The organism is Pseudomonas sp. NFACC39-1, from assembly GCF_900110355.1.
Lineage (GTDB): Bacteria > Pseudomonadota > Gammaproteobacteria > Pseudomonadales > Pseudomonadaceae > Aquipseudomonas > Aquipseudomonas tehranensis.
This window is the reverse complement of the sequence record NZ_FODL01000013.1, coordinates 45,205-57,101: the sequence shown is the minus strand read 5'-3', so window position 1 is coordinate 57,101 and position 11,897 is coordinate 45,205. Positions and strand designations below refer to the sequence as shown.

The 11,897-nt window shown below is 61.2% G+C and carries 8 protein-coding genes; 2 read left to right on the top strand and 6 right to left on the bottom strand.

All coding sequences use genetic code 11. From position 1 onward, the window contains the following. Nucleotides 1-19: 19 nt before the first annotated feature. Both sigX and BMY45_RS22635 read left to right on the top strand, forming a co-directional pair. On the top strand, nt 20-610 hold the full coding sequence (sigX, locus tag BMY45_RS22640; RefSeq protein WP_042729583.1) for an RNA polymerase sigma factor SigX: 591 nt from the start codon (nt 20-22) through the stop codon (nt 608-610). 107 nt (nt 611-717) lie between these two features. Continuing rightward, nucleotides 718-1,752: an OmpA family protein gene (locus BMY45_RS22635; RefSeq protein ID WP_092401779.1), complete on the top strand. Its 1,035-nt coding sequence runs from the start codon at nt 718-720 to the stop codon at nt 1,750-1,752. Nucleotides 1,753-1,943: 191 nt separating this feature from the next. Here BMY45_RS22635 and cobA read toward each other — a convergent pair whose 3' ends face one another. From cobA to BMY45_RS22595, 6 genes are all read right to left on the bottom strand, one after another. Beyond that, nucleotides 1,944-2,708, bottom strand: coding sequence for a uroporphyrinogen-III C-methyltransferase (gene cobA / locus BMY45_RS22630; RefSeq protein ID WP_092401776.1), 765 nt, complete (start codon nt 2,706-2,708; stop codon nt 1,944-1,946). A gap of 11 nt (nt 2,709-2,719) precedes the next feature. Next, a complete protein-coding gene (locus tag BMY45_RS22625) occupies nt 2,720-5,437 on the bottom strand; it encodes a nitrate reductase (RefSeq protein WP_092401773.1) in 2,718 nt (905 codons plus the stop codon). Then, nucleotides 5,437-5,754, bottom strand: a complete 318-nt coding sequence (gene nirD / locus BMY45_RS22620; protein WP_092401770.1) for a nitrite reductase small subunit NirD — start codon at nt 5,752-5,754, stop codon at nt 5,437-5,439. The genes BMY45_RS22625 and nirD overlap by 1 nt, the downstream gene beginning before the upstream one ends. Continuing rightward, nucleotides 5,751-8,204 carry a nitrite reductase large subunit NirB gene (gene nirB, locus BMY45_RS22615; protein ID WP_092401767.1) on the bottom strand — a complete coding sequence of 818 codons (2,454 nt, stop codon included), beginning with the start codon at nt 8,202-8,204 and terminating at the stop codon, nt 5,751-5,753. The genes nirD and nirB overlap by 4 nt, the downstream gene beginning before the upstream one ends. A gap of 573 nt (nt 8,205-8,777) precedes the next feature. Beyond that, on the bottom strand, nt 8,778-10,448 hold the full coding sequence (locus BMY45_RS22600; RefSeq protein WP_092401759.1) for a bifunctional protein-serine/threonine kinase/phosphatase: 1,671 nt from the start codon (nt 10,446-10,448) through the stop codon (nt 8,778-8,780). A gap of 9 nt (nt 10,449-10,457) precedes the next feature. Then, nucleotides 10,458-11,669: a nitrate/nitrite transporter gene (locus BMY45_RS22595; protein ID WP_092401756.1), complete on the bottom strand. Its 1,212-nt coding sequence runs from the start codon at nt 11,667-11,669 to the stop codon at nt 10,458-10,460. Nucleotides 11,670-11,897 lie beyond the last annotated feature (228 nt).

The window sequence follows — 11,897 nt, the reverse complement described above, 5'->3', positions numbered from 1 at the left end:
ACTGTCGGCCCGACTTGTTTTGAACAAACCCCAATCGCTATCCACGCGCTACGACCCCCGTGATCTCTCCGATGAGGAGTTGGTCGCGCGCGCGCATACGGAACTTTTCCACGTAACGCGTGCTTATGAAGAATTGATGCGCCGTTACCAGAGAACTTTATTTAACGTTTGTGCGCGTTATCTGGGGAACGATCGTGATGCTGACGATGTCTGTCAGGAGGTGATGTTGAAGGTGCTGTATGGCCTGAAGAACTTCGAGGGGAAATCGAAGTTCAAGACATGGCTCTATAGCATCACGTACAACGAATGCATCACGCAGTACCGCAAGGAACGGCGAAAGCGTCGCTTGATGGATGCTTTGAGCCTGGACCCTCTGGAGGAAGCGTCTGAAGAAAAGGCGCCCAAACCAGAGGAAAAGGGTGGGCTGGATCGCTGGCTTGTCCATGTGAACCCGATCGACCGGGAAATTCTGGTGCTACGATTTGTCGCAGAGCTGGAATTCCAAGAGATCGCAGACATAATGCACATGGGGTTGAGCGCGACAAAAATGCGTTACAAGCGCGCTCTTGATAAATTGCGTGAGAAATTTGCGGGTATTGCTGAAACTTAGTTCGGCGCAAATATCTCTTACGTGTAGGCAAGTTCTGATAGACTTGTCGCCGAGTTGTCCCCCGGTTTGCGGGACTGCTTTACAATCACCAGATGGGGATTTAACGGATGAAACTGAAAAACACCTTGGGCTTTGCCATTGGTTCTTTGATTGCTGCCACTTCGTTCGGCGCTCTGGCACAAGGCCAAGGCGCAGTTGAAATCGAAGGCTTCGCCAAGAAAGAACAATTCGACAGCGCTCGTAACTTCAAGAACAACGGCAACCTGTTCGGCGGTTCGATCGGCTACTTCCTGACCGACGACGTTGAGCTGCGTCTGGCTTACGACGAAGTGCACAACGCACGTTCCGACGACGGTCGTAACATCAAGGGCTCCAACACTGCCCTGGACGCTCTGTACCACTTCAACAACCCAGGCGACATGCTGCGTCCGTACGTATCGGCTGGTTTCTCCGATCAGAGCATCGGTCAGAACGGCCGTAGCGGTCGCAACGGCTCCACCTTCGCCAACGTTGGCGGCGGTGCCAAGCTGTACTTCACTGACAACTTCTACGCCCGTGCCGGCGTTGAAGCTCAGTACAACATCGACCAGGGCGACACCGAGTGGGCTCCAAGCGTCGGTATCGGTGTGAACTTCGGTGGCGGCTCCAAGCCTGCTGCTGCTCCAGTTCCAGCTCCGGCTGAAGTCTGCTCCGACAGCGACAACGATGGCGTGTGCGACAACGTCGACAAGTGCCCTGACACCCCAGCCAACGTAACTGTTGACGCTGATGGCTGCCCAGCTGTTGCTGAAGTCGTACGTGTTGAGCTGGACGTCAAGTTCGACTTCGACAAGTCGGTCGTTAAAGAAAACAGCTATGGCGACATCAAGAACCTGGCTGATTTCATGAAGCAGTACCCATCCACCAGCACCACTGTTGAAGGTCACACTGACTCCGTCGGTCCTGACGCTTACAACCAGAAGCTGTCTGAGCGTCGTGCAAACGCCGTTAAAGACGTTCTGACCAACCAGTACGGTGTTGAATCGTCCCGCGTTCAGTCTGTTGGCTACGGCGAATCCCGCCCAGTTGCCGACAACGCTACTGACGCTGGCCGCGCTGTAAACCGTCGCGTAGAAGCAGAAGTTGAAGCCGAAGCTAAGTAATTAGCCCACAGCTTTGGAAAAGCCCGGCTTAGGCCGGGCTTTTCTTTGCCTGCGATTTATGAAGATCAGGGGCGGGGCTGGAGAAACACAAAAAGCTGTGGGAGCGAGCCTGCTCGCGATGGCGGTGTGTCAGTCAATATCAATGTTGCTGATCCACCGCCATCGCGAGCAGGCTCGCTCCCACTTTCGTTTCAGTGTCGACTAGCTACAGAAGCCTGGGCCCAAGCAGGCTGTGATACTGTGCGCTCAGCGGCACCCGCCACTGCCCCAATCACCAGAATCGCCGGGCTTTTGAGTTGAAATGCGCCTGCATCGGCCTCCATCGAGGCCAGATCACTGCGACAGTCGCGCTGATGGGGCAGGGAGGCATTTTCAATCATGGCCACCGGCGTGTCCGCCGCCAGGCCTCCGGCCAGCAGTTGTTCGCGGATCTCGCTCAGTTTCGCCACCCCCATGTACACCACCAGGGTGGTCCCGCTTTGTGCCAAGGCTCCCCAATTCAGGCTGCTACCGTCCTGGGTGTGGGCGGTGACCAGCGTGACGCCCCGGGCAATTCCACGCAGCGTCAGCGGAATATCACATTGCGTCGCACCCGCAAGGCCGGCCGTAATCCCATTGACCAGCTCCACTTCGACGCCATGCTCGCGCAGCCACTGCGCCTCTTCGCCGCCCCGGCCGAAGATGCACGGGTCGCCGCCCTTGAGGCGTACCACGCATTTGCCCTGCCGGGCATAACGCAGCATCAGCCGATGGATAAAAGCCTGGGGCGTGGAACGGCATCCGCCGCGCTTGCCCACGGCGATGATCCGTGCGCCAGGGCAATGCTCCAGCACCGCATCGTTGACCAGATCGTCGATCAACACCACGTCGGCTTCGCCCAAGGCGCGTACGGCTTTGAGGGTCAGCAATTCAGGGTCGCCAGGACCTGCACCTACCAGCCAGACTTTTGCGTTCATAGTGCTTTTCCTCACGAGACAGCGGCCACTGGTTGCGCGGTGGCAACCAGCAGGCGTTTGATTTCCGGTACACAGGAGCCGCATTGCGTGCCGCAGCCCAGCTCCTGTTTCAGCCCTTGCAAGTCCAGGCCACGTTCAATGCCGGCGCAGATCGCACGCTGGCTGACGTTCATGCAGTTGCACAGTGTTTTGCTGCCGCCAACGGCGGCGCCGGCATTGCCTGGTGGGGCGCTCAAAGGTGCTAGCAGCCAGCGCCGCAACTGCTCATCGGCGCGGCCTTCCAGCCACAGGTTTTGCAGCCAGTGGCGGGCCAGGGTTTCGCCGGCCAGGCGAATGGCGGTGATGCGACCGTTCTCGATTCGCACGCGTTTACCGATGGACCGCCGCGGGTCGTCATAGGCCAGCACCGGCCCTTCGATCAGCCCCAATTGCTCGTCGATCGCCTGCAGCAACTGCGGTTCGGGGGCGACCGCGCTGGCCGCGCGAATCAGCAACGCGGGACGTTCGCGCCCAGTCAGGCTCAGGCTGACGTAGGCAAACGCCTCACACAGTGGTCGCAAAGTCTCCAAGTGCTGTTGAACATCGCCTTCGACCAGGGCGAAAAGCTGCCAGGGCAGGTTCACCGGTTCCAGGCGCACGCCGCTGTGTTTGAGTTCCGGCTGTTTTGACAGGGGGTCGAACGCCGGTTGAGTCAGGGTATTGACCCCACCCTTGAGAAAGCGGTCGCCCCAGTGCATGGGCAGAAACGCCTGGCCGGGGCGCACGCTGTCGTCGCTGTCCACCGCCACGATCACGGCGCCACGGCGGCTCTTGAGGCTGACCAGGTCACCGGCTTGCAGGCGATGGCGAAGCAGTTCGTCAGGGTGCAGGCTGAGCACGGCTTCGTTCACATGGCCGAACAATTGCGCTGCGGTGCCGGTGCGGCTCATGCCGTGCCATTGGTCCCGCAGTCGACCCGTGTTGAGGGTCAATGGGTAGCGGGCATCGCGCACCTCCTTGGCGGCGCGATACGGTTCTGCGACAAACCGCGCGCGGCCAGTGTCGGTAGGAAAAATCCCGTCCAGATACAGGCGCGGTGTTCCGCTGCTGGCGCCTTGCGGGAAGGGCCATTGTTGAGGACCGAGTTGATCGATCAGCGCATGGCTGATACCGGACAAGTCCAGGTCGCGGCCACGGGTCAGTTGCTTGTATTCATCGAACAACTGGGCCGGGGTTTCAAAGGCGAACAGGCTGGGTTGACCCGGGCGCAGGCGTTTTTCCAAGCGTTGGGCGAAATCCACTGTGATCGACCAGTCCGGTCGTGCTTCGCCCGGTGCGGCAATCGCCCGGCGGACGTGGGAAATACGCCGTTCGGAGTTGGTCACCGAGCCTTCTTTCTCGCCCCAACTGGCCGCTGGCAGCAACAGGTCGGCAAACGCGGCGGTTTCGGTGGTCCGGAAGGCCTCTTGCAGCACCACGAATGGGCAGGCTTGCAGGGCCTCCCGTACCGCCGTCTGGTCAGGCATCGACTGCGCGGGGTTGGTGCAGGCAATCCACAGCGCCTTGATCTTGCCACTGCGAACCTTTTCGAACAGTTCGATGGCGCTCAAGCCCGTGGTCGAGGGCAATTGCTCAACACCCCAGTAGCGGGCGACTTCGGCGCGATGTTCGGCGTTGGCGGCGTCGCGATGACCCGGCAGCAGGTTCGACAAGCTACCGGTTTCCCGACCGCCCATGGCATTGGGCTGACCGGTCAGCGAGAAGGGCCCGGCGCCCGGCCGGCCGATTTGCCCGGTGGCCAGGTGCAGGTTGATCAACGCGCTGTTCTTCGCACTGCCGGCGGTGGATTGATTCAAACCCATGCACCACAGCGACAGGAAGCTGGGCGACGTGCCGACCCATTCGGCGCACTGGTGCAGTTGCTCGACGCTGATGCCGCAGATTTGGGCGACCATGGCCGGGGTGTAGTCGCGCACCAGGTTCTTGAGGTCCGCCAGGCCTTCGGTGTGGGCCTTGATGAAATCGCGGTCGACCCAGTCTTCCCACAACAGCAGATGCAAAATCCCATGGAACAAGGCGACATCGGTGCCCGGCAGGATCGCCAGATGCAGGTCGGCAAGGTCGCAGGTGTCGGTACGCCGTGGGTCGATGACGATGATTTTCATCTGTGGCCGGCGGGACTTGGCTTCCTCGAGGCGGCGAAACAGGATCGGATGGGCGTAGGCCATGTTACTGCCGACAATCATCACGCAGTCGCTCAGCTCCAGGTCTTCATAACTGCAGGGCGGCGCATCGGCACCGAGGCTGCGCTTGTAGCCCACCACGGCGGAGGACATGCACAGCCGGGAATTGCTGTCGATGTTGTTGGTGCCCACCAGCGCCCGGGCGAGTTTGTTGAAGGCGTAGTAGTCCTCGGTCAGCAGTTGCCCGGAGATGTAGAACGCCACGCTGTCGGGGCCGTGTTCGGCGATGGTATCGGCGAAGATGCTGGCCGCGTGATCCAACGCGCTGTCCCAGTCTGTGCGCGCTCGGGACAGGCCCTTGCCCAGGCGCAGTTCGGGATACAAGGCGCGCGCGGCGAGGTCGCCGGTCAAGTGCAGGGTCGAACCCTTGCTGCACAGTTTGCCGAAGTTGGCCGGGTGGGCGGGATCGCCACTGACGCCGAGGATGCGCTCGTCGTCATGTTCGATCAGCACGCCGCAACCGACCCCGCAATAACAGCAGGTCGAGGCGGTGGTTTGACGGCTCATCAGCTTGCTTCCCGCAAGGCTAGCATCACCCGGCCGTTTTCGACCCGCGCCGAATGATGATGCGCGCAACCCACATCCGGGGCCTGGGCCTGGCCGGTTTCCAAGTCGATCTGCCAGTTGTGCAGCGGGCAGGCCACGCGCTTGCCATAGATCAACCCTTGGGACAGTGGGCCACCCTTGTGGGGGCAGCGGTCATCGAGTGCGAAAACCTCATCGTCGCTGGTACGAAAAATCGCAATATCGCCTTTCGGGCCATTGATGATGCGCGAGCCCAGGGCGTTGATCTCTTCCAGTGCGCAGATATCCAGCCAGTTCATGCCGGCACCTCCAGGTTTTTCACGGGGATGACTTCAAACTCTTTCTTCAGCTGGGGCTGTTCCAGGCGTTCTTTCCATGGGTCCTGTTCCAGCGACAGGGAGAACTTCAGGCGGTCATGCAAGGCTTTGCGTCGTTGCGGATCTTCAAGTACCGCTTTCTTGATGTGCTCCATGCCGACCCGTTGCATGTAGTGCACGGTGCGTTCGAGGTAGAAGGCTTCTTCGCGATACAACTGCAGGAATGCGCCGTTGTATTCGCGCACTTCTTCGGCGGTCTTGAGTTTGACGAAGAATTCGGCGACCTCCGTCTTGATCCCGCCGTTACCGCCGATGTACATCTCCCAGCCGGAATCGACGCCGATAATGCCGACGTCCTTGATGCCCGCTTCCGAGCAGTTGCGTGGGCAACCGGACACGGCCAGCTTCACTTTGTGGGGCGACCACATGTTGAAGAGGTCGTGCTCCAGCTCGATTCCCAGTTGGGTGGAATTTTGCGTGCCAAAGCGGCAGAACTCGCTGCCCACGCAGGTTTTTACGGTGCGGATGGATTTGCCATAGGCGTGGCCGGACGGCATGTCCAGGTCTTTCCAGACTCCGGGCAGATCCTGCTTTTTGATCCCCAGCAGGTCGATACGCTGGCCGCCGGTGACCTTGACCATCGGCACGTTGTACTTGTCGGCCACGTCGGCAATGCGCCGCAGTTCAGACGGATTGGTCACGCCACCCCACATCCGCGGGACGACGGAATAAGTGCCGTCTTTCTGGATGTTGGCGTGGGCACGCTCGTTGATCAGGCGCGACTGCGGATCGTCGTGGGCTTCGCCGGGCCAGGTGGAAATCAGGTAGTAGTTGAGCGCCGGGCGGCAGGTGGCGCAGCCGTTCGGGGTGCGCCAGTTCAAGTAGCTCATGGTTGCGGCGATGGTCAGCAGATGCTGGTCGCGGATCGCCTGGCGAATCTGCCCGTGGTTGAGGTCGCTGCAACCGCAGATGGCTTTTTCGCTTTTCGGTTTGACGTCCGCCGCGCCGCCCACGGTGTTGATCAGGATCTGCTCCACCAAACCGGCGCAGGAACCACAGGAGCTGGCGGCCTTGGTGTGTTTTTTTACGTCATCGACGCTGAACAGCCCATGCTCCTGGATCGCCTTGACGATGGTGCCCTTGCACACGCCGTTGCAGCCGCAGACTTCGGCGGTGTCGGCCATGTTCATGGCTTTGTCCTGGCCTTGGTGTCCTACGTCGCCCAAAGCATTTTCGCCAAACATCAGGTGATCGCGGATTTCGCTGATGGTGTGGTTCTCACGGATCTGACGGAAATACCAGCCGCCATCTGCCGTATCGCCGTACAGGCAGGCGCCGACCAGCACGTCGTCCTTGATCACCAGCTTTTTATAGACGCCGCCGATAGGGTCGGAAAGGGTGATGGTTTCCGTGCCTTCGCCGCCCATGAAGTCCCCGGCGGAGAACAGGTCGATGCCGGTGACTTTGAGTTTGGTCGAGGTCACCGAACCCTTGTAGGTGGCGAAGCCCAGTTGCGCGAGGTGGTTGGCGCAGACCTTGGCTTGCTCGAACAGCGGTGCTACCAGGCCGTAGGCGGTCCCACGGTGGCTGGCGCATTCACCGATGGCATAGATGCGCGGGTCGTAGGTTTGCATCGTGTCGTTGACCAGAATCCCGCGGTTGCACGGGATGCCGGACTTTTCCGCCAGTTCGGTATTGGGGCGGATACCGGCCGCCATCACCACCAGGTCGGCCGGGATGATGTCACCGTTCTTGAATTGCACCGAGCCAACCCGACCATTGCCAGCGTCGTGCAGGGCTTGCGTCTGTTCGCTCAGGCGGAATTTCAGGCCACGGTTTTCCAGGGCGGTTTGCAGCAACTGACCGCTGGTTTTGTCCAGCTGACGCTCCAGCAGCCATTCACCCAGGTGCACCACCGTCACGTCCATGCCCCGCAGTTTCAAGCCGTTAGCGGCTTCCAGGCCCAGCAGCCCGCCGCCGATCACCACGGCGTGTTTGTGGGTCTTGGCGGTGTTGATCATCGCCTGGGTGTCGGCGATGTCGCGGTAGCCGATGACACCCTCCAGGGTGTTGCCGGGAATCGGCAGGATGAACGGCGTGGAGCCTGTGGCGATCAGCAGGCGGTCGTATTCGGCTTCGCTGCCGTCTTCGGCGATGACCCGGCGCTTGATTCGGTCGATCTCCACGACTTTGCGGTTGAGCAGCAGTTTGATGTTGTTGTCCAGGTACCAGCTCAGATCGTTGAGCACGATCTCTTCAAACGTCTGCTCGCCGGCGAGCACGGGCGAGAGCAGGATGCGGTTGTAGTTGGTGTGAGGCTCGGCGCCGAACACCGTGATGTCGTACAGCTCATTGCTCAGCTTGAGCAGTTCTTCGAGGGTTCGAACCCCGGCCATGCCGTTGCCGATCATCACCAGTTTGAGTTTTTTCATCAGGGTTCTCCGCAAGCCCAGACCGGTTTCGTCACGTTCATCACGGCGTTCGGGCTGGCTCGGCAATTTTTACGAAAACAAAAAAAAAGGCGTCCCGCTAGCAAGCTAGCGAGGACGCCTTTGTCCTGGTCCCGTTCTCTCGGGAAGCACCGCCTTCATCGTTGGAGGCGTGGCTTTATGTATGGTGAGAGAGGCTATGCAGTGGTTGTGCCAAGTGGCTTGAGGATGCGGATTTACTGGGCAAACGACGGGCTGCACGCGTGGGGCAGGGATTTATTGCACCGAATCAAAGCGGGTTGCCCGGTAATGGAGCGTTTGTCGGGGAAAGATTGTATGGCCAGTCAGGCCGCCATCGCGAGCAGGCTCGCTCCCACAGAGGGCTTCAGTGCATGCTGAAGCTGCATATCAAGCAAATTCCCTGTGGGAGCGGGCTTGCTCGCGAAAGCGGTGGATCAGTTTGCATCAACGCTGGATGTGCCGCCGCCTTCGCGAGCAAGCCCGCTCCCACATTGGATCTGCGGTGGACACAAAACCTGTGGGAGCGAGCCTGCTCGCGATGGACGCGACTGGGTTTCAGCCATGCAACGCTAAATACAGCAGCACCAGATTCACCACCAAGGACACCAGCGCCAAGGTCCGCCAGACCTTCAGCGGCTCCCTTTCCAGCAACGGCCGAGGCCTGACACTCAAGCTGCGCCGCTCGCCCTGTTCCAGCAGCAACAACCACTCCTCGGCCGTTTCAAAGCGCTGTGCCGGATCGGCGGCGATGGCACGCTCCAGACTTTGCCCGAGCCATTCGGCCAGGTCCGGCCGATAGCGACTGGCACTGACGGGCACGCCAAAGCGCGGACGCTGAAACGCTTCGATTTCGCCGTAGGGGTAGTGCCCCGTCAGCAGGAAATACAAGGTCACGCCGACGGCGTACAAATCCTGTTGCGCGGTCGGTGCCGTGCCCGCGAAGGCTTCCGGTGCGATATAGCTGGGCGTGCCGGGCAGCACGTTGGCCTGATCTTCAGACAATCCCGGGCAGTACGCCAGCCCGAAATCCAGCAAGCGCAGTTCCCCATCCTCGCCCAGGTGCAGGTTCTCCGGCTTGATATCGCGGTGAAAGATCTGCCTTCGATGCAACAGGCCCACCGCGTGCACGAGCCGCTGCGCCAGGTCCTGCCACTGAGGCAGAGGCAATGGGCCGCCCTGGTTGAACAGATCGGCCAGGGTCTTGCCCGAATATTCCCGCATGACGTAGTACAAATGCTGACGCTGGGGAACGCCGTGGACTTCCGGAAACTGCCGCCCTGCGACCCGCTTGAGGAACCATTCTTCCGACAGCAACGACTGCCCGGCCTGGGTATCGTCCCGAAGATGCCCCGGCAAGGTTTTCAGCAACCACGGCTGGCCCTGGCCATCGTGTACCCGATAGAGCAACGATTGCTGGCTCTGACCGAGCAGACCCTCGATCTGCCAGCCCTCGAACACCTGCCCCGGTTTCAAGGCCGGGGGAAGGGGCCATTGCTGCAACTGGGCCAGTGCATCGCCAATGCTTGCTTCGCCCACCGCGTCGACCCGCACCAGCAGGGCACTGGCGTTGTCCTGACTGCCGGCCAAGTGCGCGGCATTGACCAGGGTTTGCGCGGCAATGTCCAGATCCGGCTGGTCGCGAAGGATAGCGGCGATGGCCGTGTCCCCCAGAACCGCCCAGACGCCATCGCTGAGCAGTACAAAGGTCTCGTCGGCGCGCAGTTCTCCATCAAGGAAGTCCAGGATCAGGTGCTGATCCAGTCCCAGGGCACGCTTGAGCACGTGCTGCATGCCCTGTTGTTCCCAGACGTGATCCTCGCTGACCCGTTGCAGATGATTGTCGTGCCAGCGGTAGACCCGGCAATCGCCCACGTGGGCCAGGGTGAAGCGCCGGCCCCGCAGGACCAGGGCGCTGACGGTGGTGAGCAGCGGTTGCCCGCCACCGTTGGCTTGCAGCCAGCGATTCTGTGCCAGTAACAACCGGTCCAGCGCCTGGGCGACACCCCAGGTTTGCGGTGTGGAATAGTAGTCCAGGGCCAGGGCCTGCAAGGTCGAACGAGCGGCCAGTCCGCCATCGGCGCATTGGCTCACGCCGTCGGCGATGGCGAACAGGTATCCCTTGCTGGCGGCCAGGGCAGGCGCCGGGGTCACCAGGCGCAGGGCGTCCTGGTTTTCTTCCCGCGGGCCAATGGCGCTGGCTTCGGCAAAACTCAGTTGCAGGCTCATGGGGGCTAGTTATACCCGAGCCGCGGTGACAGCGGCCGAACCCCAGGTGGTCCTCCAGCGACGCTTGACGCCGTACAGGCCGAACCAGGCCAGCACGCCGAGGCTGGCGAACAACCACAGTGCCAGTTGATAGCTGCCGGTGCTTTGCTTGATCGCACCCATGCCCGCCGCCAGGGCAAAACCGCCGATGCCGCCGGCCATGCCGATCAACCCGGTCATCACGCCGATCTCGCGACGGAAGCGTTGTGGCACCAGTTGGAACACCGCGCCGTTGCCGGCACCCAAACCGAGCATGGTGCAGACGAACAGGGCCAGGGCCGCGTAGGAACTCGGCAGATTAAAGCCCACGGCCGCGATGCAGACGGCCGCGACGGTGTACATGCCCAACAGGGTGCGAATACCGCCGAAACGATCCGCCAGGGCGCCGCCCAATGGACGCATCAGGCTGCCTCCGAAGACGCAGGCTGCGGTGTAGTAACCGGCGGTCACCGGACTCAGGCCGTACTGGTCGTTGAAGTAACCGGGCAGTGCGCTGGCCAGGCCGATGAAACCGCCGAAGGTCACGCTGTAGAAGAACATGAACCACCAGCTGTCCCGATCGCCCAGGGCCTTGAGGTAGTCGCCCATGGATTTGGCTTTTGGCCGCTCGGGAGCGTTCTTGGCCAGCCAGGCGAAGAGGATCAGGGTCACGATCAGCGGGATCAGCGCGAAACCGAACACGTTGCTCCAGCCGAATGCCACTGCCATCACCGGGGCGATCAGCGCAGCCAGTACGGTGCCCGAGTTACCGGCGCCGGCAATGCCCATGGCCTTGCCCTGATGCTGTGGCGGATACCACTGGGACGCCAGCGGCAGGGCCACGGCGAATGAAGCACCGGCCACGCCCAGGAACAGCCCCAGCAGCAAGGCTTGTTCGTAGCTTTGGATGCCCAGTTTCCAGGCGCAGAACAGTGCACCGATCACAATCACCTGACCGACCATGCCGGCGGTTTTCGGTGAAATGCGATCGGCCAGCAGGCCCATGAACAGGCGCAGCACGGCACCGGCCAGGATCGGTGTCGCCACCATCAGGCCGCGTTGCTGGGTGGTCAGGTGCAGGTCGGCAGAGATCTGCACCGCCAGTGGACCGAGCAGGTACCAGACCATGAAACTCAGGTCGAAATAGAGGAAGGCCGCGAACAGTGTCGGGGTGTGGCCGGATTTCCAGAAGCTTGAATTCATCGCGCACCTCAGCTGTAAAAGTCTCGAGAAATGAGTCAGTGCCTTGAAGCAGTGCGCCGCCTGTGGCTGCACCACCGGCCCCGGGCTCTGGGGCCAAAACAAAAAAACGCCGCAACCCGAATCGCCAGGGGGCGAGGAGGGTGTGCGACGTCTTTGTCGTAGGTGGGGCAACCGCCGTTGGTTACCTGTGAGTTTGTTAAAGCGAGAACTGTGCCAACAGAGGATTGG